The following is a 21962-nucleotide window of genomic DNA, read 5'->3' on the forward strand; positions in this document are numbered from 1 at the left end:
CGGCATGGAAGACCTCGTCATCCGGGACGCGGACGTCGTCGACGGCACCGGCGCGGACTCCTACCGCGCGGACGTGCTGATCGACGACGGCAGGATCGTCTCGATCGTGAAGGAGGCGGCGGCCGCCGGCTGCCAGCGCCCCAGGGCGGTACGGGAGCTGGACGCGGAGGGTCTCGTCCTCTCCCCCGGATTCATCGACATGCACGCCCACAGCGACCTCGCCCTGCTGCGCGACCCCGACCACAGCGCCAAGGCCGCGCAGGGCGTCACCCTCGAGGTCCTGGGCCAGGACGGGCTGTCGTACGCCCCGGTCGACGACCGGACCCTCGAAGGGGTCCGCCGGGCCATCACCGGCTGGAACGGGTACGGCGACGACCTCGACTTCGACTGGCGTTCGGTGGGCGAGTACCTGGACCGCCTCGACCACGGCTTCGGGGGCCGGGGCATCGCCGTCAACGCGGCGTACCTCGTCCCGCAGGGCACGGTCCGCGCCCTCGTCGTCGGCTGGGAGGACCGCCCGGCCACCGACCGGGAACTGGACCGGATGCGTCGGCTGGTCGCGGAGGGGCTGGAGCAGGGCGCCGTCGGCCTGTCCTCCGGACTGACGTACACACCCGGCATGTACGCCCGGGGCGCCGAACTGACCGAACTGTGCCGGGTGGTGGCGCGCCACGGCGGCTACTACTGCCCCCACCACCGCAGTTACGGCGCCGGCGCCCTTCGGGCGTACGCGGAGATGGTCGAGCTGACCCGCGAGGCGGGCTGCCCGCTGCATCTCGCCCACGCCACCATGAACTTCGGCGTGAACGAGGGCCGAGCCCCGGAGCTCTTGACCCTCCTGGACCAGGCCCTGGACTCCGGCGCCGACATCACCCTGGACACCTATCCCTACACCCCCGGCTGCACCACTCTCGCCGCTCTGCTGCCCAGTTGGGCGAGCGAGGGCGGACCGCGGGAGATCCTGCGCCGCCTCGCGGACGACGACACGTGCGCCCGCATCCGCCACGACCTGGAGGTGACCGGCGCGGACGGCTGCCACGGGGTGCCGGTGGACTGGGACACGATCGAGATCTCGGGCGTGGGCGACGAGCGGCTGGCGGACCACGTGGGCCGCACGGTCCACGCTTCGGCGCTGCTGCGCGGCGAGGAACCCTGGACGACGGCCCGCCGCCTCCTCCTCGAGGACCGGCTGGCCCCGACCATCCTCCAGCACGTCGGCCACGAGGAGAACGTCCGCACGATCATGCGTCACCGCGTCCACACGGGCGGCTCGGACGGCGTCCTGACGGGCGCGAAGCCGCACCCGCGCGCCTACGGCACGTTCCCGCGCTATCTCGGCCACTACGTGAGGGAGACGGGGATCCTGTCCCTGGAGGAGTGCGTGGCCCATCTGACCGGCCGCCCGGCGGCCCGCCTGCGCCTGCCGGACCGGGGTCTGATCCGCGAGGGCCACCGCGCCGACCTGGTGCTCTTCGACCCCAGGACGGTGGCGGCGGGCTCCACCTACGAAGCCCCCCGCACCCTGCCCACCGGCATCCCGCACGTCCTCGTCGACGGCCGCTTCGTCATCGAGGACGGCCGCCGGACGGACGTACTGGCGGGGCGGGCGGTCCGTCGCAGTCCCGTGTGACGGACCGCCCCTCCGCCGCGCCCTACGGCTTCGGCAGGGTGCACCCGCTCGCGCTCAGGTTGAGCTGGTTGCCGGTCGTGAAGCAGGCCGGGATCAGGTAGGTCTCCTGGGCGTAGTTGATGCCCTGGCGGACCGTGACGTTGCCGCTCGCGTCGACCTCACAGGGGTTGTTCTCGGTGCAGCGCGCGCCGTCCTCGTTGCCGGTGTTGTTGACGGCGACGACCTTGCCGGTGGACTGGTCGATCACCGGCGAGCCGGAGGTGCCGCCGATGGTCTGGCAGGCGGAGGTGTAGCGGACCGAGTCCTTCCAGGTCCAGTCGCCCTCCTTCAGGCGGTACACGAACCCGTCGATGTTGCAGCTGTAGAGCCGCTTCCAGTAGCCGGACGCCACGGTGATGGCGGTGCCGGCGGTCGGGTGGGTGTTCTGCACCGTCAGCGCGGAGATCCCGTACGAGTTCTTGATCGTGGCGTAGGTGCTGGTGAGCTGGTAGATCGAGACGTCCGTGTCGGTCATCGTCCCGTAGGCCAGCTTGCTGGCGCGCAGGGTCGCGACCCGGGTGCCGGCGGAGTTGAGCAGGCCGAAGGTACGGCTGGAGGCCTGGTTGACGAGCACCTCGCCCGGCTCCGGGAAGCCGGTCGACAGGCAGTGGCCGTTGGAGAGCACCAGCGCCGGGTCGGTGTCCAGGGAGTTCGGGAAGCGGACGACCGAGCCGGAACAGTTGCTGAGCGCGACGGTCCCGGCGAGGTTGACGGCCTGGAGCGTCGGCGCGGCCGCCTTGGTGTCCGCCTTGACCGCGATCGCGGAAGCCGAGGTCGCGGAAGCCGAGGTCGCGGGCTTCGCGCTCACCGGCGCGGCGACCGCGGGTGCCGCCCCCGCCCCGGCGATGGCCAGGGCGAAAAGCGCGGCAACGAGAGGCTTTCTCATGTGGGGGTCCCCTCTTACGACAGGGCGACCGGAGATCTTCCGGCCGCCCGTTGTTTTGTCATGCGCATTGTTAGTGCGCGAAGAGGAGAGAACAAGGGTCGCTTTTCAGCCGCGGGGGCCGGTGCTCATCGGACACGCTGGGCTACCCGCCCCTTTTGCCCGACCCCCGCCCCTTCCCCGGGTTGCCCTTCCCGGACCGGGACGGCGAGGCGGAAGACGCGACGTCCGCGGGCCCGCTCGCGGCGGCACCGGCCGACGACACGGCGGAGGGCGCCCCGGACGTCGCCACCCCGGAGGACGCCACCGCACCGGCCGAAGCGGACGGAGCCGGCGCCGCGGAACCGGCGGAGCCACTCGCGGACGGGACCGGCGCGACGGGGGAAGTCGCCGCGTCGCCCGGCGCCGAGCGCACACCCGACCGCCCGCCCTGCTTTCCGTCCGGGCTCTGGGCCGGATCACCGGAGAAGGAGACTCCCGCCACCACCGCGGCCAGTGCCACCGCCCCCACCGCCCCCGCCGCCATCACCCGGCGGGAACGCCACCCGCCCGTCCGGCGCGCGGCGCGCCGACGGTCCGCGCGACCGCCGGCCGCTCCCTCGGCGGAGGGAACGCGAGGCAGCTCGGCCGTCTCGTCGTACGCGTTCTCCCACCCGTGGGCCGCCGCCGGATCGGCGTACCGGTCGTACGAGGACGGGTCGGTCTCGGCGTACGGGTGGTACACGATCGGCTGCACCCGGGGCGTGCCGCCTTCAGCTGGCCTGGACATGGCCGCGGATTGTAGGGACAGGCGGGGCTCCTGGGACAGTCGCCGGCGATACCCATCCAAATCACCCGTCTCACGTGGCGGAAAACACGCCCCTTGACGCGTTACCGGGCCGTAAGCTCCCAGACATGCAGGTGATCCAGTCGACCAAGCTCGCCAACGTCTGTTACGAGATCCGGGGTCCGGTTCTCGAGGAGGCGATGCGCCTGGAAGCGGCTGGTCACCGCATCCTCAAGCTGAACACCGGCAACCCGGCGGCCTTCGGTTTCGACTGCCCGCCGGAGATCCTGGAGGACATCCTCCGCAACGTCTCGACCGCGCACGGCTACGGCGACGCCAAGGGTCTGCTGGCCGCGCGCAGGGCCGTCGTGATGCACAACCAGACACTCGGCATCGAGACGGACGTCGAGCACGTCTTCATCGGCAACGGCGTCTCCGAGCTGATCGTGATGGCGATGCAGGGGCTGCTGGACGACGGGGACGAGGTCCTGGTCCCGGCCCCCGACTACCCGCTGTGGACCGCCGCCGTCTCGCTCTCCGGCGGCACGGCCGTGCACTACCGGTGCGACGAGCAGGCCGACTGGATGCCCGACCTCGCGGATGTCGAGCGCAAGGTCACCGACCGCACCAAGGCGATCGTCATCATCAACCCGAACAACCCGACGGGCGCCGTGTACGACGAGGCGATGATCCGGGGGCTCACGGACATCGCGCGCCGGCACAACCTCCTGGTCTGCTCGGACGAGATCTACGACAAGATCCTCTACGACGGCGCCACGCACACCCCGACCGCCAAGGTCGCCCCGGACCTGCTCACCCTCACCTTCAACGGCATGTCGAAGGCGTACCGGGTGGCCGGCTACCGGGTCGGCTGGATGTCGATCTCCGGCCCGCGCGCGCACGCCGACTCCTACATCGAGGGTCTGACGATCCTGGCGAACATGCGCCTGTGCGCGAACATGCCGGGGCAGCACGGTGTGGTGGCCGCGCTCAGCGGACGCCAGACGATCAAGGATCTGGTGCTGCCGGGCGGGCGGCTCAAGGAACAGGTGGACACGGCCTACGAGCTGCTGACGCAGATCCCGGGCGTCACGTGCGTCCGCCCGAAGGGGGCGCTGTATCTCTTCCCGCGCCTGGACCCCGCCGTCTTCAAGATCAAGGACGACCGGCAGATGGTCCTGGACCTGCTGCGCCAGGAGAAGATCATGGTCGTCCAGGGCACCGGCTTCAACTGGCCGGAGCCGGACCACTTCCGGGTGGTCACCCTGCCGACGGCGACGGATCTGCGGGACGCGGTGGGCCGGATCGCCCGCTTCCTGGACGGCTACAGCCAGCCCTAGCAGGGGTTTCATGAACGCCGCAACTTTAGACGAGATCTAAGCTAGGATGGTTTCCTGACAGCACAGGAGGCCATCCTCATGTACGAACCGATCCGCACCCCTTCTTCCCGTGGGTCTGTCCACACCACGATGGCCGGCACGCCCTCGGACTACCCCCACCGCTCCCGCGAGGAGGAGCTGGACATCCAGCTCGCAGCTCATCTCGCGGCGCTGCTCGCCGTCACCGACGAGCTGCGCGCGGCGGCGCCGTCCGCCGACCTGGACACCGCGGCCACACGGCTCGCGCACCAGGTGACCCGGTTGCGGGGAGGGCGGACGCCGGTCCGCTCGACCCTCGCCGCCGGCCCGGCGGGCCCGCACCTCGCGACCCTGCACGAGCGCGCGCACGCCCTGGCGGGCCGCGCCCTGCTCGTCGCCGCGTCCCGCGCGGACACGGCGGCGGCGATCCTGGCGGCCCGGCGCATGGACGCGCACGCCGCCGCACTCGCGGAGACCAAGGAACTGAGCACCGCCGGCTGAACCCCCTCCCGGGCCCCTGCCAGGGGCTCCCCACCGGGGGACCGTGAACGGCCCCGGTCCGCGTGCACCCGCAGCGACGCGCGGACCGGGCGCCATATTTTTTCGCCCTGGGTCGGAACCTCCCCTTCCTGTTGCGTTCCGGGTCACCCCCTTCACCCCCCGTTCACCCGGACCACCCGGGAATGTGGGGTTCCGCGAGCAGGCTCCCCCTGTGGGACGAATCGCAGGAATCGTCCTCGCGGCGCTGCTGATGGCGGGTGTGGTGGTCGCCGTCGTCGCGGGCCGCAGCGATGAGGACACGGCAACGAAGACCGTGCGGATGGTGATCGGGTCGGAGAAGGCGGAGTCAGGAGCCACCGGAGCGACACCTGGAACGCCAGCTGACGCTCCTCCAGGAGGAGGCCGAGCGGCTGGCGGCGGGCCTGAGGGACACCGAGGCGCGGCGGCAGGAGACGCATACGCGGTACTTGCAGGAGCGCTCGCCCGACCAGCGCCCCTCATAGGCGAAGGCCTGTCGTCGTCTCCTCGTCGGGGCGGACGGGGAGTGACGACAGGCCATGGCCACGTACGCCGTTGTACGCGGCTCGCCGATTCCACCGCGGCCGGCCGTGACGATCACTGGTCGGGGCTCCCCCACTGCCCTGAAGGCGTGGGAGGCACCCGGTGCCGGCCGCGGAGTCTTTTCGGGGCGGGCGTCAGCCCAGGCGCTGCACCAGCGCGCGGTACTCGTCCCACAGTTCCTTCGGGGTGTGGTCGCCGAAGGTGTTGAGGTGCTCGGGGACCAGTGCGGCCTCCTCGCGCCAGACCTCCTTGTCGACGGTGAGGAGGAAGTCGAGGTCCTTGTCGTCGAGTTCGAGGCCCTTGGTGTCGAGGGCGTCCTTCGTCGGCAGGATGCCGATCGGGGTCTCGACGCCGTCGGCCTTGCCCTCCAGGCGCTCCACGATCCACTTCAGCACGCGGCTGTTCTCGCCGAAGCCGGGCCACACGAACTTGCCCGCCTCGTTCTTGCGGAACCAGTTGACGTAGTAGATCTTCGGGAGTTTCGCCTGGTCCTTGCCCTTGGCGACGTCGACCCAGTGGCCCATGTAGTCGCCCATGTTGTAGCCGCAGAACGGCAGCATGGCGAACGGGTCGCGGCGCAGTTCGCCGACCTTGCCCTCGGCGGCGGCGGTCTTCTCGGAGGCCACGTTGGCGCCGAGGAAGACGCCGTGGTTCCAGTCGAAGGACTCCGTCACCAGCGGGACCGCGGACGCGCGCCGGCCGCCGAAGAGGATCGCCGAGATCGGCACGCCCTTGGGGTCCTCCCACTCCGGCGCGATGATCGGGCACTGCGCGGCGGGGACGGTGAAGCGGGCGTTGGGGTGGGCGGCCGGGGTCCCGGACGCCGGAGTCCAGTCGTTGCCCTTCCAGTCGGTGAGGTGGGCCGGGGTCTCCTCCGTCATGCCCTCCCACCAGATGTCGTTGTCGTCGGTGAGGGCGACGTTGGTGAAGACCGAGTTGCCCCACAGCGTCTTCATCGCGTTGGCGTTGGTGTGCTCACCGGTGCCGGGCGCGACGCCGAAGAAGCCGGCCTCGGGGTTGATGGCGTACAGGCGGCCGTCCTCGCCGAAGCGCATCCAGGCGATGTCGTCGCCGATCGTCTCGACGGTCCAGCCGGAGACGGTGGGTTCCAGCATGGCGAGGTTGGTCTTGCCGCAGGCGCTCGGGAACGCGGCGGCGACGTACTTGGACTCACCCTGCGGCGGGGTCAGCTTGAGGATCAGCATGTGCTCGGCGAGCCAGCCCTCGTCGCGTGCCATCACCGACGCGATGCGCAGGGCGTAGCACTTCTTGCCGAGCAGGGCGTTGCCGCCGTAGCCGGAGCCGTAGGACCAGATCTCGCGGCTCTCGGGGAAGTGCGAGATGTACTTGGTCCGGTTGCAGGGCCATGGGACGTCCGCCTCGCCCTCGGCCAGCGGCGCTCCGAGCGTGTGCACGGCACGCACGAAGAATCCGTCGGAGCCGAGTTCGTCCAGCACCGGCTGTCCCATGCGGGTCATGGTGCGCATGGAGACGGCGACGTAGGCGGAGTCGGTGATCTCGACGCCGATCGCGGAGAGGTCGGAGCCCAGCGGGCCCATGCAGAAGGGGACGACGTACATGGTGCGGCCGCGCATCGAGCCGCGGAACAGGCCCTTCTCACCGGCGAAGATCTCCCGCATCTCGGCGGGCGCCTTCCAGTGGTTGGTCGGGCCGGCGTCCTTCTCCTGCTCGGAGCAGATGAAGGTGCGGTCCTCGACGCGGGCGACGTCGGTGGGGTCGGAGGCGGCGTAGTAGGAGTTCGGGCGCTGGACCGGGTCGAGCCTCTTGAAGGTGCCCTTCTCGACGAGCTCTCCGCACAGTCGCTCGTACTCGGCCTCGGATCCGTCACACCAGACCACGTTGTCCGGCTGCGTCAGTTCGGCGATCTCGTTCACCCAGGAGACGAGTTCCTGGTGGTGGGTGGGGATGACGGGGGGAGCCGCGATGTCGCGCGCCACGATTGCTCCTAAATGAGGGATTTTTTGTTTGGAGGCCCCGTGGGGGCTGCGACCCGGATGCTTCGGATGATGACCTTGGCGCTCATCCGGTGTCGACCGCACTCATTTGATCATCCGATGGTACCGCCCATATGTCCAGAGGGCCTCACAGGTGAGCGGAGTGAGGATGGCCACGTGTAGGGGCGACGTTTTGCGTTCACGTGACGTTCGACCGAAGGCCCTTTGGCACAACTCACGGTTCTTGACACAACTCACGTGAGACGATGGCCACTCTTCACCCTTCGGCACGCCGGACCGATCCGCTACCTACGGTTCCGTAGGTACGATTCGGCGCATGACTGCGTCCGTCCCCGACGCGCCAACGGACACGCCGCCCGCCGGCCGCGGTCCCGTCGCGCTCTCCCTGCCGCATCCGGTCAAGCCCAAGCTCCGCGGCTGGCTGCATCTGGGCATGTTCCCGGCCGCCCTCATCGCGGGCCTCGTGCTCACCGCCCTCGCCGACTCCACCCGTGGCCGGATGGCCTGCGGCATCTTCACCCTCACCGCGTCCCTGCTGTTCGGCGTCAGCGCGCTCTACCACCGAGGCGACTGGAGCGCGCGCATGGACGGCGTCCTGCGCCGCCTCGACCACGCCAACATCTTCCTGATCATCGCGGGCACGTACACGCCGCTGGCCATGCTGCTCCTGCCGGACGACAAGGGCCGGTGGCTGCTGTGGGGCGTCTGGGCCGCGGCGGTGGCCGGCATCCTCTTCCGCGTCTTCTGGGTGGGCGCCCCGCGCTGGCTCTACACCCCCTGCTACATCGCGATGGGGTGGGCGGCCGTCTTCTTCCTGCCGGACTTCATGCGGGCGGGCGGTATCGCCGTCATGGTCCTGGTGGTCATCGGCGGGCTCCTCTACAGCGCGGGCGGCGTGATCTACGGCATCAAGCGACCGAACCCGTCACCTCGCTGGTTCGGCTTCCACGAGGTGTTCCACGCGCTCACGGTCGCCGCGTTCGTCGTGCACTACGTCGGCATCTCACTGGTGGCGTACCAGCACGGATAGCGTGCCGGCGTCCCTTTCGCGCCACCTCGGCCACGGCTTTCGAGCCGTGGCCTTTTTTTGTGCCCGGAGCACGATGAATATTGACACCAACTATCTTTTGAGAGCTACTCTCATTTCATGGTTACTCTCACGAACTCCGCCGCGGCGGGGTCCGACCCCCGCCGCTGGTGGGCCCTCGGCGCCCTGGTCGCCAGCATGCTCACGCTCGGTTTCGACACGACGATCCTCAACGTGGCTCTGCCGACGATGGCGGAGCAGCTCGGCGCCGGCACGGGACAGCAGCAGTGGATGGCGGACGCCTACGTCGTCGTCTTCGCGGCCCTGATGCTCCCGGCCGGTCTCCTGGGCGACCGCTTCGGCCGGCGGAGAATGCTGATCACCGGGCTCGGCGTCTTCCTCGTCGGCTCGCTGGTCGGCACCCTGGCCGGGGACGTGAACGCGGTGATCGCCGCCCGCGCCGTGATGGGCGTCGGAGCCGCGCTGGTCACGCCGCTCGCCCTGTCGGTACTGCCCTCGCTGTTCACGCCCGAGGAGCGCACCAAGGCCGTCGGGATCGTCTCCGCCGGTTCGACGCTCGGGCTGCCGCTCGGACCGATCATCGGCGGCTGGCTGCTCAACCACTTCTGGTGGGGCTCGGTCTTCCTCATCAACATCCCGATGGCCGCGATCGGCATCGCCGCCTGCGTCTTCCTGCTGCCCGAGACCCGCGACCCGGCCTCCCCCAAGGTCGACGTCGTCTCCACCGCGCTCACCGCGGCCGGTCTCGGCGCCCTCATCTACGCGATCATCGAGGCGCCCACCCGGGGCTGGGGCGACCCGCTGGTCCTGGCGATGGACGCGGCGGCCGTCGTACTGATCACCGCGCTGGTGCTGCGCGAGCGCCGGGCCGTGCGGCCGATGCTCGACATGGGGCTGCTCTCCCACCGCGGCTTCCTGTTCAACACGCTCGCGGCGACCCTCCTCATGTTCGTGCTGTCCGGCCTGCTGTTCGTCCTGCCGCAGTACCTCCAGGCCGTCCTCGGCAACGACGCCCTCGGCACCGGTGTGCGGCTGCTGCCGATGATGGGCGGTCTGATCGTCGCCGCGCGGGCCGCGCAGCCCGTCGTGGCCCGGTTCGGGTCGCGGGCCGTGGTGAGCGCGGGCCTGGTGGTGCTGGCCTTCGCCGCCCTCCTGGGCAGCCGTACGACGGTCGACTCCGGATACGGCTTCACCGCGCTGTGGCTGTCGATCGTCGGGTTCGGCTTCGGCTTCTCGATCGTGCCCGCGATGGCCGGCGCCCTGGGCACCCTGCCCACCGACCGCGCCGGCAGCGGTTCCGGCCTGCTGATGACCCTGCGCCAGGTCGGCGGGGCCATCGGCATCGCCCTGCTCGGCAGCCTGCTCGCGAGCACCTTCCGCGACCGCCTCGACGTGACCGGCCTGCCCGCCGGGACCGCCGACACCGCCGGGGACTCGGTGGTCGCGGCCCACGTGATCGCCGGGAGGACGCACCTGCCGGATCTCGCCGCCTCCGCGAACGCCGCCTACGTCCACGGCATGGGCCTGGTCCTGCTGGTGTGCGGCCTCGCCGCCCTGGTCTCGGCGCTGCTGGCTGCGGCGTTCCTGCCGGGAACCACGCGCGCCGAAGACGTCGGTGCCACGGGCCCGGAGCCCGAGAACGCCGGTCCCGGCTTGGTCGGCCCCTCGGCCGATGCCCGACAATGAGCCCCATGACGGCCGCACACACCAACCCTCCCGCCGAGCACCCCCAGCCGGGCCTTCGTGAGCGCAAGAAGATCAAGACCCGCGAGGCGATCCGCACCGCGACCTACGCGCTGGTCAGGGAGCAGGGGTACGACGCCACGACGATCGACCAGATCGCCGAACGCGCCGAGGTGTCGCCGTCGACCGTCTTCCGCTACTTCCCGACCAAGGAGGACATCGTCCTCACCGACGAGTGGGACTTGGTCCTCGTGCGGGAACTGAAGACCCGGCCGGCGGACGAGCCGTGGTCGCAGACCGTCAGGTACGTGATGCTGAAGGCCGCCCGCATGGGCATCAAGGACGATCTGGAGGTGGCGCGGCTGCGTACCCACCTGATGGTCCAAATCCCCGCGGTGCGCTCGCGGATGATGGAGGGCATGTCGGTCACCGGCCGGATGTTCAGCACCGCGATCGGCGAGCGCACCGGCCTCGACCCCGACAGCCTGGAGGTCCGCGTCCACACGATGTCCCTCATGGGCGGCCTGATGCAGACGTCCATGTACTGGGCCGAGCACGGCCACCAGGACGACTTCGAGGACCTGCTCGTGCGCAGTCTGGACGTCCTGGAACACGGCCTGCCCCAGCGCAAACCCTGAGACCGGCGCCGCTCCCCCGTGCCATCCTGACCGGGTGAACGCATTCGAGATCCGCGTCGAAGTCGCCCCCGAGCTGGCACTCTTCGTCCCGCACGCCCGGCGCGCCGGCGCCACCGCGCTCGCCGTCGACGGCGTCTCCACCCTCGGCCATGTCGTCGAGTCCCTGGGGGTGCCCCTCACGGAGGTCGGCACCCTGCTCGTCGACGGCCGCGCGGTACCGGTCTCGCACATCCCGGCCGCCGGCGAGTCGGTGGCCGTCCGCCCGGTCGCCCGCCCCCAGCCGATCACGGGCGCCCCCCTGCGCTTCCTCCTCGACGTCCACCTCGGCACCCTGGCCCGCAGGATGCGTCTGCTCGGCGTGGACACGGCGTACGAGTCGACGGACATCGGCGACCCGGCGCTCGCCGCCCGCTCGGCGGCCGAACAGCGCGTGATGCTCAGCCGCGACCGGGGGCTGCTGCGCCGCCGTGAGCTGTGGGCTGGCGCCTACGTCTACAGCACCGACCCCGAGGAGCAGCTCCGCGACGTCCTCGACCGGTTCGCGCCGCAGCTGCTTCCCTGGACGCGGTGCACGGCCTGCAACGGCCTGCTGAGGCAGGCCACCAAGGAGGAGGTCGCCGACCAGCTGCGCCAGGGCACCCAGCAGTCGTACGACGTGTTCGCGCAGTGCCTGTCCTGCGGGCGGGCGTACTGGAAGGGCGCGCACCACGAGCAGCTGGTGGCCATCGTGGAGCGCGCCCTGGCGGAGTTCGCGAGCTGACCCGGTCGGCTCAGGCGCAGGCTCTGTTTGTCGGCATTTCAGCCGGTGACCACGGTGGTCAAGGCCGAGCGCAGCCGCTCGGGGTCGGTGGTCGGGGCGTCACACGTGAAGTTGCGGCACACGTACGCGGTCGGTTCACCGTTGGTCAGCGGGCGGTCGGCGAGCAACGGGAACTCGTCACTCCCCGTGGTGCCGAACGCGACGACGGCTCCCGGAGCGGTACCCAGAAGCGCCGTACGGTGCAGTGGTTCCGAGGCCGGATCAGCCGTGGCGGGCACGACCACGGCGACCTCGCGCGGCCCGTCGAGCAGCGCCTCGGCGGTGGCGAGTCCCCATCCGATGAACCGGGGCACGCGCGGTCCGAGCGCCTTCACCACGCCCAACGCCCGCTCCGCCGCGGTGCGATGGGGGTCCGATCCGGTGTGCGCGGCATAGCTGAGCAGCGCACCGGCGGCGGCGGTCCAGCCGGAGGGAACGGCGTTGTCGGTCGGATCCTGCGGACGCCGGATCAGCTGCTCGGCGTCGGCCGCGGTGTCGAACAGCGAACCGGACCCGCCGTCGACGAACCGGGCGAGGACGTGGTCGAGCAGGAATCCGGCGAACTCCAGCCAGACACCCTCCCCGGTGACGGAGGCGAGGGCGAGGAACCCCTCGGCGACGTCGGCGTAGTCCTCGAGGACACCGGCGTTGGCTCCGACCTGCCCGTCCTTGCTGGTGCGGGAGATACGGGCCTGGTCGTCGAGATGCAGCCGGACGAGCAGATCGGCGGCGCCGACCGCGGCCTCGACCAGATCCGGCCGGTCGAAGTAGGCGCCCGTCTCGGCGAGCGCGGCGATCGCGAGCCCGTTCCAGGCGGCCACGACCTTGTCGTCCCGGCCCGGGGCGGGACGTCCGCCGCGCTCGGTCAGCAGCCGTTCCTTGATCCCGGCGATCCTCTCGGCGTCGAACACCTCTTCCTGCTGCGGGAGCTGGAGGACCGAGGAGCCGTGCTCGAAGGTGCCCTCGTCGGTGACGCCGAAGAAGCGGACGGCGAGCTCGGCGTCCTGCGGCCCGAGCACCTCGGTGAGCTGCTCGGGCGTCCAGACGTAGTACACGCCCTCGACGTGCTTCCCGCTCCCGTCGTCGCTGTCGGCGTCGAGCGCGGAGGCGAACCCGCCCTGCTCGGTCCGGAGTTCGCGCACCATGAAGTCGGCGGTCTCGAGAGCGACCCGACGGGCGAGCTCCGAGCCCGTGGACCGCCACAGGTGGGCGTAGACGCGACAGAGCAGCGCATTGTCGTACAGCATCTTCTCGAAATGCGGCACGATCCAGTCGCGGTCGACGGAGTACCGGGCGAACCCGCCGCCCAGCTGGTCGTAGATGCCGCCCCTGGCCATCCGTTCGCAGGTGTCCCGCGCCATCTGGAGCGCGCCCTCGGCTCCGGTCCGCGCATGGTGGCGCAGCAGGAACTCGATCACCATCGACGGCGGGAACTTCGGTGCGCCGCCGAACCCGCCGCGCTGCGGGTCGTACTCCCGGGTCAGCCCGAGCAGCGCCTGGGAAAGCTCCTGCTCGCCGGGAGCCCGGCTGTCCCCGTAGGAGATCTCCCGCCCCGCCAGATCCCGCACGATCTTCCCGGCGACCTCGGCGACCTCGTCCCGCCGCTCGGTCCAGGCCTGCCGCACCCCCTCCAGCACCTGCCGGAAGGAGGGCATGCCCTGCCGGGGCGCGGGCGGAAAATACGTACCGAAGTAGAAGGGCTCGGCCTCGGGCGTCAGGAACACGGTCATGGGCCAGCCGCCCTGCCCGGTGGCCGCCTGGACGGCCTCCATGTAGACGGCGTCCACATCGGGACGCTCCTCGCGGTCGACCTTGACGCTGACGAAATGCTCGTTGAGGTGGTCGGCGGTCTCCTGGTCCTCGAAGGACTCGTGCGCCATCACATGGCACCAGTGGCAGCTCGAATACCCGACGCTCAGCAGCACCGGCACGCCCCGCCTGCGCGCCTCCTCGAAAGCCTCCGTCGACCAGGGCCACCAGTCGACGGGGTTGTCGGCGTGCTGGAGGAGGTACGGGGACGTCTCATGGGCCAGTCGGTTCGGCATGGGGTCCATCCTGCCGCAGTACCCCGTCCACGAGGCGTCAGGCGCCGGCGCGTGGCGACGCCCTGCTCCGCGAGACGGCCGGAGGTCCGCCGCCGCCCTCCGCCCCCTGTCGTCGCGGGGCCGCCCGCCGCACACTTGACCAAGGAAAGCTGTGACCTCCGGAGGGGGACGGGACATGCGGGACGGCCATAGGGCGGAAGCCGAGCGGTTGTTGGCGCGGGCCGTGGAGGAGGAAGTGCGGCGGTCCGGCGGGCGCAGCGACCGGCAGGTGCTGATGACGCGGGCGCGCGGCGCGCTGGACGTCATGGCGCAGACGGCAGCCGAGGAGTACGAGGCGTACGCGCGCGCCCTGGAGGAGACCGAGGCCCGGCAGGTCAGTTTCGGGCAGCGGTACGCGCGTGAGGGCGGGCGGACTCCCCTGCTGGTGGCGGGCGTTGCCGCCGTCACGGCGGCGGTCGCCGACCTCGCTCTGGGCACCGGGCCGGGTACGGCTCTCGGGGCCGGGGTGACCGTGGGGGTCGTCGGCGCCGCGGCGACCGTCGTGAAGGTGGCGGGCTCCCATCTGCCGGCCGCCCATCACCGGGCCGGCGAGGCGGGGCAGCCCGGGGGCGCCGAACAACTGCGGTTGCAGTGGCTCACCGCACTGGAGGTGCGGGGCATCCGGCCGTTCCTGGATCAGCAACGGATGCTGAGTGCGACCACCGGGCCGAAGAAGGCGCCCGGACCGCAACTGCGCGGCACGGACAAGAGCGCGGCGGCGCGCGGGCGGACGGTGCTCGCGCAGTCGTTCGCCCAACTGCCGGAACCAGCGGGCCCGTTCGCCGGACGCCGGACGGAACTCGCGCAGATCCGGCAGTGGGTGCAGGCGGCCCGGGCCAGCACACAGACCCGGCCGACGGTCGTCGTGCTGCACGGACCCCCCGGCAGCGGCCGGACCACCCTGGCGGTGCGGGCCGCGCACGATCTGCGGGACCAGTTCCGCGGCGCCTGTGTGGTGGACCTGCGCGGCGACAGCGCGGAGGAGACACCGCTGCCCACCCGGGACGCCCTGCTGCACCTGCTGAACCGGCTCGGCGCGCCCCGCGAGCAGCTCCTCTTCCGTGAGCGCTCCTCCCCGGACCAGCAGGTCAAGCGGCTCAGCGAGCTGTACCAGCAGCACCTGACCGGCCTCCCGGTCACGGTCTTCCTGGACGACGCCTCGGACCCCGAACAGGTCCGCGCACTCGTCCCGGAACGTTCCGACAGCCTGGTCCTGGTCACCACCCGGACCCCGCCCGCGCTGCCCGCCGAGCTGTCCGCTTGGGTGCACGAGCTCGCGGTGCGGCCCCTGGACGCGGCGGGCGCGGAGGAACTCCTGGGCGCGGCCGCTCAGGACTCCTCGGGTCCCTACGACGCCGAATCCGCCGACCGGATAACGCAGTTGTGCGGCGGGCTGCCACTGGCGCTGCGCGTCGTCGGCTCCTCCCTCGGCCCGCGCTCACCGCGCGCGCTGGCGGCCGACCTGGGGGCGTACGGCCCGGTGGAGCCGGTCGAGCGCGCCCTGTGGCTGCGCTACAGCGACCAGCCGGACGCGACGCGCCGTCTGCTGCGCCGGCTCGCGCTGGCCGGGCGCGCCTCGCTGGGGGCCGCCGCGGCGGCCGCGCTCCTCGCCACGGACCGCGCGGAGGCCACCCGCCACCTCACGGCCCTCGCCGACGCCGGCCTGGTCGACCACGTCCGCGGCGACCGCTACCGGCTGCACGACCTGGTCCGCGCCTTCGCCCAGGCCCGTCTCCTCGACGAGGAGGAGCAGACCGAGCGGTCGGCCGCCCAGGAACGCCTGATCGTCAGCTACGCCGAGCTCGCCGACTCCGTCCTGCGGCTGGTCGACGGCAACATGTCGACCCGCTCGGACCGCTTCACCCCGCACGGCTTCACCTCCCTGGACGAGGCGCTGCGCTGGCTGGACGACGAGTCGAGCTTCATCACGGCCGCACTGCGGCACTCGGAGGGCGTGGACCAGAACGCCGTACTGAGCCTGCTGGGCGCGCTGTGCGACTACTGCCTGCTGCGCGGCGACCTCTACCGGCTCGGTGAGATCAGCGAGCTGGCCCAGTCGGTCGGCCAGGACCTGCTGGTCCGGTCCGTACAGTGGCGTACGGGCATCGCGGCCCGTCAACTGGGAGAGCTCGACAAGGCCCGTACGACGCTCAGCTCGGTCGTCGACCTCTATCTCCAGGCCCACCACGACGCGGGTGCGGCGCGTGCCCTGTGCTCGCTGGGCATCACCCTGCACCACCAGGGTCAGCTGACGGAGGCGTCCGCGAAGCTGCGGGAGGCGATGGACCTCCAGGCCGCGCCCGAGCTGGCCACGGACCGGGCCTGGACAATGCACGCGCTCGCGGCGGTGGAACGGGACAGGGCGCACCTGGCCGAGGCCCTCGACCTGCTCACCCGCTCCCTGGTCCTGCACCGCGAGGGCGGCTCCGTGCACGGTGAGGCATGGGCGCACTTCCAGCTGGGCCAGCTGAACCTGCGCCGCGGCGACGTCCCGCGGGCGGAGGACGATCTGCGCAGGGCCCTCGATCTCTACGGCCGCACCCGCGACGCCCGCGGCGAGGCCTGGGCCCTGACCCAGCTGGCCCGGGCCCGTCTCATCGCCGGGGACCCCGGCCCGGCGGCCGAGGACCTGCGTCGGGCGTCCGCCCGGCACCGGGACAACGAGGACGCCCGCGGCGAGGCCTGGACGGTCTACTACCTGGGCCTGGCCCTGGAGGAGACGGGCGACCTGGACCACGCCGTCCGCGAACTGGAACGCTCCCGTTCCCTCTTCTCCCGCATGCGGGACGTCTACGGCCTCGCCTGCGCCCGGCACCACTCGGCCCGGGTGACCCGCGACCAGCGCGCCGCCCAGACCGGTTCCCTGCGCAACTCCGGCTTCGCCCGGCAGCTTCTGGTCGACGCCCGCGCCGACTTCCAGCGCATCGGCGTCGCCCACGGCGAGGCCTGGACCTGCCTGGAGCTCGCGATCGTCGACGCGGGCAACGCCCGTACGCAGGCGGCCCTGGCCCTGTGCGAGGAGGCGACGGGCCTGTTCGCGTCGTACGGCGACCGGCGCGGCGAGGACTGGGCGCGCTTCCTGCGCTGCACCCTGCTGCCGTATGCGGCCCCGGGCGGCGTCGAGGTCGGCACGGCGGTGGCCCAGGAGGAGCTGGCCCGGCTGAGCCACGAGGCCCACCCCTTGCGTGACGCCAGGCTGAGCGAATGCCTGGAGGCCTACGGCCTGCTGCTGGAACGCGGCATCCGCCTGGAGTCGGGCTGGCAGGCCTGGCGCCTGGGCCTGGTACCGGGCAGACACGGACGAGAGGTCATGGGCGTAGCGGTGGGCACCGAGTAGACAGCGGCCGGCGATGCGGACGGGCGTGGGGAGGCGAAAACGCCGGGGACGCGACTGTGGGTTCGGTGCGTTCGGGTGCGGGGAGCCCTCGCCGGGCGGTCGGGGTAGCGCAGCGGGGCGCGGGGCGGGGCGCCCGCACCCGCTCCGCGCCCCGCCGAAACCGCAACGCCCGCACGTCACGCACCCGTGGCGCCGCGCGCTCGCCTCATGACGTCGAGGAGGGCTTCCCCGTCGTCGTGGCGGACGTCGCGGACGTCGCCGCGCCGGTGGCGGAGGTCTTCTCCGAGTCCGCCGGCTCCTTGAAGTCGACCTTGCCCATGTGCTTGCTCATGGACTTCATCAGGCCCCACACCGCCACCGCCATCGCCGCGAAGACGATGAAGCCGAGGACGCCGGGAGTGACCTTGTTCTCGTCGACCTCCTTGGCCAGGGGGACGAGGTGCGTCATTGCCAGGCTCACGCTTGCGCTCATGTCAGGCATTGTCGCGGATGCCCGCAAAGAGGTCGGCCTCGGGGAGGGAAGTATCCACGCGGGCCTTCGCGAGCTCGTACTCCTCCGTGGGCCAGACATCCTTCTGGATCTCCATCGGAACCCGGAACCAGCCGCCGTCGGGGTCGATCTGCGTGGCGTGGGCGATCAGCGCCTTGTCGCGGATCTCGTAGAAGTCGGCGCACGGGACGTGCGTGGTGAGCGTGCGCTCCTTCTGGCCGAACTCCTCCCAGCGCTTGAGCCACTCCCCGTAGGGGGACTCCAGGCCGCGGTCGAGCATCGCCTGGTGCAGCGCCTCGGTGCGGGGCCGGTTGAAGCCCTGGTTGTAATACAGCTTCAGCGGCCGATAGGCGGGCCCGAACTCGCCCTCGGGGTACTTCTCGGTGTCGTCCGCGCCCTCGAAGGCCACCATCGAGATCTTGTGGGTCATGATGTGGTCGGGGTGCGGATAGCCGCCGTTCTCGTCGTAGGTGGTGATCACCTGGGGACGGAAGGCGCGGATCTGCCTCACCAGTTCGCCGGCCGCCCGGTCGACGTCCTCCAGCGCGAAGCAGCCCTCGGGCAGCGGCGGCAGCGGGTCGCCCTCGGGCAGGCCCGAGTCGATGAAGCCGAGCCACTCCTGCTTGACGCCGAGGATCTCGCGAGCCTCGTCCATCTCCTTCTTGCGTACTTCGTGGATGTGCTCCTCGATGTACTTGTCGCCCTGAAGCTTGGGATTGAGGATGGAGCCGCGCTCCCCGCCCGTGCAGGTCACCACCAGCACGTCCACCCCCTCGGACACGTACTTCGCCATGGTGGCCGCGCCCTTGCTCGACTCGTCGTCGGGGTGCGCGTGAACGGCCATCAGTCGCAGCTGGTCAGTCAAGACTCAATCCTCGGTAAGTCGGCGCCCGGTGTGCACCGGCGCGATCGCAGGCTTCTATAGTGACCGAATCGGGGGGCGAATAATTCCGCGCCGGGAGGACGATCATGAGTACGGCGAGCACGCGACTGCCCGAGGGCCGCTACGGCCGTTCCTCGGACGAGCGGGCCGACCACAAGCTCAAGATCACCGGCGCCGTGCTGGGCGCGTTCCTGCTCGTTCTGATCGGCTACTTCGCCTACCACTACGTCGGCCAGAACAAGATCAGCGCCGAGGTGATCACCTTCAAGGCGACCTCGGACGAGGCGGTGGAGCTCCACCTGGAGGTCCGCAAGGACTCGGGCGCGAGCGGCTACTGCACGGTGCGCTCACAGGCGGCCAACGGCACCGAGGTGGGCCGGGCGGACTTCCGCTTCTCCGGTTCGGACACGCGCATCGACCGGACGGTCACGCTGCGTACGACGGCGAAGGGCACGACGGCGGAGCTGCTCGGCTGCCACGCCGACTGACGCCGGGGCGCCCGGGCACGGGGGGCATCCTCCGCAATAGGTGCAGGCTGACCTGCGTCGACGTAATTCTGATGCCTTATGTCCTCCCCCTTCGGCCACCGAATTGTTAGGCTCGTGGTTTCGCCCATCACCTGAGGAACATGCTTGTGGGTGGGCGATGCTTTGTATTCCCAGTACCGACGAGGAGCACCTGTGACCCAGACCAGCGAGTCCGTCACCTGGCTGACCCAGGAGGCGTACAACAAGCTCAAGGTCGAGCTTGAGTACCTTACTGGTCCTGCGCGCACGGAGATCGCCACCAAGATCGCCGCCGCGCGCGAGGAGGGGGACCTGCGCGAGAACGGTGGGTACCACGCGGCCAAGGAGGAGCAGGGCAAGCAGGAGCTCCGTGTGCGCCAGCTGACCCAGCTTCTCGAGAACGCCAAGGTCGGTGAGGCTCCGGCTTCCACGGACGGCGCGGTGGCGCCCGGCATGGTCGTGACGATCGCCTTCGACGGCGACGAGGACGACACCACGACGTTCCTGCTCGCCTCGCGCGAGTACGCGAGCTCCGACATCGAGACCTACTCGCCGCAGTCCCCGCTGGGCACCGGCGTGATCGGCCACAAGGTCGGCGAGGACGCGGAGTACGAGCTGCCCAACGGCAAGAAGGCCTCCGTGCGCATTCTCAAGGCCGAGCCCTACAGCGGCTGACCGGCCACTGTCCGTCACGCCTGCCATGACCGGCCCCCGGCGCCCGCCGCCGGGGGCTTCGTCCTGCCCGGATCCCTCAAGCGGGGGCGTCGTCAGGCCCGGGCGTCGACAGGCCCGCACCTCTCACGCTGTTGCCGAGCGGTACTTGCGGACCGCCAGCGTCCGGAAGATCACGATGATCAGCACCGAGTAGATCAGTGAGGCCCAGACCGGGTGCTGCATGGGCCAGGCGTCGGACGGCGACTGGCCGGGGTTGGCGAAGAGCACCCGGCAGGCCTGGACGGTGGCGCTGAACGGGTTCCACTCGGCGATGTGTCGCAGCCAGGGCGTCATGTTGCTGGTGTCCACGAACGCGTTGGAAATGAAGGTCACCGGGAAGAGCCAGATCAGTCCGCCGGAGGTGGCCGCCTCGGGGGTGCGGACGCTCAGGCCGATCAGGGCGCCGATCCAGGTGAACGCGTAGCCGAGCAGGAGCAGCAGCCCGAAGGCGGCCAGCACCCGGGCGGCGTTGGTGTCGCCGTCGGAGCCGACCCGCCAGCCGACCAGGACGGCGACCACCGCCAGCACCAGCAGCGTGAGCGCCGTCTGCACGAGGTCCGCGAGGGTACGGCCGGTGAGCACCGCGCCGCGCGCCATGGGCAGCGAGCGGAAGCGGTCGATGAGGCCCTTGTGCATGTCGTCGGCGATGCCCGCGCCGGCGCCGGCGGTGGCGAAGGTGACCGTCTGCGCGAAGATGCCCGCCATCAGGAAGTTCGTGTAGTCGGCGGCGCTGGTGCTGCCGCCGATCTGCATGGACCCGCCGAACACGTAGGTGAACAGCACCACGAACATGATCGGCTGGATGAGCCCGAAGATGACCATCTCCGGGATGCGGGACATCCGGATCAGGTTGCGCTTCGCGATGACCAGCGAGTCACGGACGGACTGTCCGAGGGGATGGGCGGGCTTGGGCGCCGCGCCGCGTGCGGCGTCGGTGACGGCACTCATTCGGCGGTCTCCCTCTCGGTCTGTCCGTTGCGGCGGTTCTCTTCGTTCTCCTCGGCCTTCAGCTCGGCCACGTGTCCCGTGAGCGAAAGGAAGACGTCGTCGAGGGTGGGGCGGCGCAGGCCGATGTCGTCGATCTCGATGCCGCGGGTGTCCAGCTCGCGGATGACCTCGGCGAGGAGCTTGGCGCCGCCGGCGACGGGCACGGTGAGCTTGCGGGTGTGCTGCTCGACGGTGGTCTCGCCCTTGCCGAAGCCGGTCAGCACCTCGGCGGCCGTGGCGATGTGCTCGCGGTCGTGCACCACGACCTCCACGCGCTCTCCGCCCGTGCGGGCCTTGAGCTGGTCGGAGGTGCCGCGGGCGATGACCCGGCCGTGGTCGACGACCGCGATGTCGTGCGCGAGATGGTCGGCCTCTTCGAGGTACTGCGTGGTGAGCAGCAGCGTCGTGCCGCCGGAGACGAGGCGCTTGATCACCTCCCACAGCATCTGGCGGTTGCGCGGGTCGAGGCCGGTCGTCGGCTCGTCCATGAACATCACGGGCGGCGAGACGACCAGTGCCGCCGCCAGGTCGAGGCGGCGGCGCATGCCTCCGGAGTAGGTCTTGGCGGTGCGGTCGGCGGCGTCCGCGAGGTCGAACTGGTCGAGGAGCTCGGTGGCCCGGGCCTTCGCCGCGCCGGCCTTCATCTGGTAGAGCCGGCCGACCATCTGGAGGTTCTCGCGGCCGGTGAGGTATTCGTCGACCGCCGCGAACTGGCCCGACAGGCCGATGGAGCGGCGCACCTCGTTGGGGTGCTTGAGCACGTCGAGGCCGGCGACCACGGCCCGGCCGCGGTCGGGGCGCAGGAGTGTGGTCAGACAGCGGACCGTGGTGGTCTTGCCCGCGCCGTTCGGTCCGAGCAGGCCCAGCACCGTGCCCTCGGGGACGTCCAGGTCCACGCCGTCCAGAGCCTTTACATCGCCGAAGGTCTTCACCAGGCCTTCGGCGTAGATGGCACCTGGCATATCAGTCTCCACGTCGTTGAGGATTCTTCGGAAGCCTAGGTTTGTACTTTTCGTTCCGCCCGACAGCACGCGAGGGAGCGGCGTGACACACACCATAACGCGATGTATCGCGTCTCA

The 21962-nt window shown here is 70.9% G+C and carries 18 protein-coding genes; 10 read left to right on the plus strand and 8 right to left on the minus strand.

The window, feature by feature from the left end:
• Nucleotides 1-4 precede the first annotated feature (4 nt).
• A complete protein-coding gene (locus tag ACIPFH_RS10050) occupies nt 5-1630 on the plus strand; it encodes an amidohydrolase family protein (RefSeq protein ID WP_401824756.1) in 1626 nt (541 codons plus the stop codon).
• Nucleotides 1631-1652: 22 nt separating this feature from the next.
• On the opposite strand, the gene ACIPFH_RS10055 is transcribed toward ACIPFH_RS10050, so the two are convergent.
• Both ACIPFH_RS10055 and ACIPFH_RS10060 read right to left on the minus strand, forming a co-directional pair.
• Entirely contained in the window at nt 1653-2555 is a 903-nt protein-coding gene (locus tag ACIPFH_RS10055; protein ID WP_401824757.1) for a serine protease, read from the minus strand.
• 142 nt (nt 2556-2697) lie between these two features.
• Nucleotides 2698-3321, minus strand: a complete 624-nt coding sequence (locus ACIPFH_RS10060; RefSeq protein ID WP_401824759.1) for a hypothetical protein — start codon at nt 3319-3321, stop codon at nt 2698-2700.
• A 125-nt stretch (nt 3322-3446) separates the two neighbouring features.
• On the opposite strand from ACIPFH_RS10060, the gene ACIPFH_RS10065 reads away from it, so the two are divergent.
• On the plus strand, nt 3447-4658 hold the full coding sequence (locus tag ACIPFH_RS10065) for a pyridoxal phosphate-dependent aminotransferase (RefSeq protein ID WP_356248959.1): 1212 nt from the start codon (nt 3447-3449) through the stop codon (nt 4656-4658).
• A 78-nt stretch (nt 4659-4736) separates the two neighbouring features.
• Nucleotides 4737-5177, plus strand: coding sequence for a hypothetical protein (locus ACIPFH_RS10070; protein ID WP_356248961.1), 441 nt, complete (start codon nt 4737-4739; stop codon nt 5175-5177).
• A 695-nt stretch (nt 5178-5872) separates the two neighbouring features.
• Here the strand turns inward: ACIPFH_RS10070 and ACIPFH_RS10075 are convergent.
• The gene (locus tag ACIPFH_RS10075) at nt 5873-7696 is read right to left on the minus strand and encodes a phosphoenolpyruvate carboxykinase (GTP) (protein WP_401824760.1); all 1824 of its coding nucleotides are present in this window, start codon (nt 7694-7696) and stop codon (nt 5873-5875) included.
• 334 nt (nt 7697-8030) lie between these two features.
• On the opposite strand from ACIPFH_RS10075, the gene ACIPFH_RS10080 reads away from it, so the two are divergent.
• The 4 genes from ACIPFH_RS10080 to ACIPFH_RS10095 all read left to right on the plus strand — a co-directional run bounded on the left by ACIPFH_RS10080 (nt 8031) and on the right by ACIPFH_RS10095 (nt 11843).
• Nucleotides 8031-8744: a hemolysin III family protein gene (locus ACIPFH_RS10080; protein ID WP_356248973.1), complete on the plus strand. Its 714-nt coding sequence runs from the start codon at nt 8031-8033 to the stop codon at nt 8742-8744.
• A gap of 117 nt (nt 8745-8861) precedes the next feature.
• On the plus strand, nt 8862-10448 hold the full coding sequence (locus ACIPFH_RS10085) for a DHA2 family efflux MFS transporter permease subunit (protein ID WP_401824762.1): 1587 nt from the start codon (nt 8862-8864) through the stop codon (nt 10446-10448).
• Nucleotides 10445-11083 carry a TetR/AcrR family transcriptional regulator gene (locus tag ACIPFH_RS10090; protein WP_401824764.1) on the plus strand — a complete coding sequence of 213 codons (639 nt, stop codon included), beginning with the start codon at nt 10445-10447 and terminating at the stop codon, nt 11081-11083. The genes ACIPFH_RS10085 and ACIPFH_RS10090 overlap by 4 nt, the downstream gene beginning before the upstream one ends.
• Nucleotides 11084-11117: 34 nt before the next feature.
• Nucleotides 11118-11843, plus strand: a complete 726-nt coding sequence (locus tag ACIPFH_RS10095; protein WP_401824765.1) for a Mut7-C RNAse domain-containing protein — start codon at nt 11118-11120, stop codon at nt 11841-11843.
• Between the two features lie 38 nt (nt 11844-11881).
• Here ACIPFH_RS10095 and ACIPFH_RS10100 read toward each other — a convergent pair whose 3' ends face one another.
• Nucleotides 11882-13927 carry a thioredoxin domain-containing protein gene (locus tag ACIPFH_RS10100; protein WP_401824766.1) on the minus strand — a complete coding sequence of 682 codons (2046 nt, stop codon included), beginning with the start codon at nt 13925-13927 and terminating at the stop codon, nt 11882-11884.
• A 175-nt stretch (nt 13928-14102) separates the two neighbouring features.
• Between ACIPFH_RS10100 and ACIPFH_RS10105 the strand changes: the two genes are divergently transcribed.
• Nucleotides 14103-17303: a tetratricopeptide repeat protein gene (locus tag ACIPFH_RS10105; protein ID WP_401824767.1), complete on the plus strand. Its 3201-nt coding sequence runs from the start codon at nt 14103-14105 to the stop codon at nt 17301-17303.
• Between the two features lie 205 nt (nt 17304-17508).
• On the opposite strand, the gene ACIPFH_RS10110 is transcribed toward ACIPFH_RS10105, so the two are convergent.
• Together ACIPFH_RS10110 and mca are read right to left on the minus strand one after the other, a co-directional pair.
• Complete coding sequence (locus ACIPFH_RS10110) at nt 17509-17784, minus strand: hypothetical protein (RefSeq protein WP_356248985.1); 276 nt, start codon at nt 17782-17784, stop codon at nt 17509-17511.
• Nucleotides 17777-18658: a mycothiol conjugate amidase Mca gene (gene mca / locus ACIPFH_RS10115; protein WP_356248987.1), complete on the minus strand. Its 882-nt coding sequence runs from the start codon at nt 18656-18658 to the stop codon at nt 17777-17779. The genes ACIPFH_RS10110 and mca overlap by 8 nt, the downstream gene beginning before the upstream one ends.
• A 104-nt stretch (nt 18659-18762) precedes the next feature.
• Here mca and ACIPFH_RS10120 point away from each other — a divergent pair, with 104 nt between their 5' ends.
• Together ACIPFH_RS10120 and greA are read left to right on the plus strand one after the other, a co-directional pair.
• Complete coding sequence (locus ACIPFH_RS10120; RefSeq protein ID WP_401824768.1) at nt 18763-19164, plus strand: DUF4307 domain-containing protein; 402 nt, start codon at nt 18763-18765, stop codon at nt 19162-19164.
• A gap of 192 nt (nt 19165-19356) precedes the next feature.
• Complete coding sequence (greA, locus tag ACIPFH_RS10125; RefSeq protein ID WP_327317513.1) at nt 19357-19857, plus strand: transcription elongation factor GreA; 501 nt, start codon at nt 19357-19359, stop codon at nt 19855-19857.
• A 123-nt stretch (nt 19858-19980) separates the two neighbouring features.
• Here greA and ACIPFH_RS10130 read toward each other — a convergent pair whose 3' ends face one another.
• Both ACIPFH_RS10130 and ACIPFH_RS10135 read right to left on the minus strand, forming a co-directional pair.
• Complete coding sequence (locus tag ACIPFH_RS10130) at nt 19981-20844, minus strand: ABC transporter permease (RefSeq protein ID WP_401824770.1); 864 nt, start codon at nt 20842-20844, stop codon at nt 19981-19983.
• Entirely contained in the window at nt 20841-21845 is a 1005-nt protein-coding gene (locus tag ACIPFH_RS10135; protein ID WP_401824772.1) for an ATP-binding cassette domain-containing protein, read from the minus strand. Before ACIPFH_RS10135 ends, ACIPFH_RS10130 begins: the two co-directional genes overlap by 4 nt.
• Nucleotides 21846-21962 lie beyond the last annotated feature (117 nt).

The organism is Streptomyces sp. NPDC088157 (genome assembly GCF_044741545.1).
GTDB lineage: Bacteria > Actinomycetota > Actinomycetes > Streptomycetales > Streptomycetaceae > Streptomyces.

Bases quoted from the DNA above. Each gene is read 5' to 3' on its own strand.
- ACIPFH_RS10050 (WP_401824756.1), top strand. From the start codon at position 5: ATGGAAGACCTCGTCATCCGGGACGCGGACGTCGTCGACGGCACCGGC.
- ACIPFH_RS10055 (WP_401824757.1), bottom strand. From the start codon at position 2,555: ATGAGAAAGCCTCTCGTTGCCGCGCTTTTCGCCCTGGCCATCGCCGGG.
- ACIPFH_RS10060 (WP_401824759.1), bottom strand. From the start codon at position 3,321: ATGTCCAGGCCAGCTGAAGGCGGCACGCCCCGGGTGCAGCCGATCGTG.
- ACIPFH_RS10065 (WP_356248959.1), top strand. From the start codon at position 3,447: ATGCAGGTGATCCAGTCGACCAAGCTCGCCAACGTCTGTTACGAGATC.
- ACIPFH_RS10070 (WP_356248961.1), top strand. From the start codon at position 4,737: ATGTACGAACCGATCCGCACCCCTTCTTCCCGTGGGTCTGTCCACACC.
- ACIPFH_RS10080 (WP_356248973.1), top strand. From the start codon at position 8,031: ATGACTGCGTCCGTCCCCGACGCGCCAACGGACACGCCGCCCGCCGGC.
- ACIPFH_RS10085 (WP_401824762.1), top strand. From the start codon at position 8,862: ATGGTTACTCTCACGAACTCCGCCGCGGCGGGGTCCGACCCCCGCCGC.
- ACIPFH_RS10090 (WP_401824764.1), top strand. From the start codon at position 10,445: ATGAGCCCCATGACGGCCGCACACACCAACCCTCCCGCCGAGCACCCC.
- ACIPFH_RS10100 (WP_401824766.1), bottom strand. From the start codon at position 13,927: ATGCCGAACCGACTGGCCCATGAGACGTCCCCGTACCTCCTCCAGCAC.
- ACIPFH_RS10105 (WP_401824767.1), top strand. From the start codon at position 14,103: ATGCGGGACGGCCATAGGGCGGAAGCCGAGCGGTTGTTGGCGCGGGCC.
- ACIPFH_RS10110 (WP_356248985.1), bottom strand. From the start codon at position 17,784: ATGCCTGACATGAGCGCAAGCGTGAGCCTGGCAATGACGCACCTCGTC.
- ACIPFH_RS10120 (WP_401824768.1), top strand. From the start codon at position 18,763: ATGAGTACGGCGAGCACGCGACTGCCCGAGGGCCGCTACGGCCGTTCC.
- ACIPFH_RS10130 (WP_401824770.1), bottom strand. From the start codon at position 20,844: ATGAGTGCCGTCACCGACGCCGCACGCGGCGCGGCGCCCAAGCCCGCC.
- ACIPFH_RS10135 (WP_401824772.1), bottom strand. From the start codon at position 21,845: ATGCCAGGTGCCATCTACGCCGAAGGCCTGGTGAAGACCTTCGGCGAT.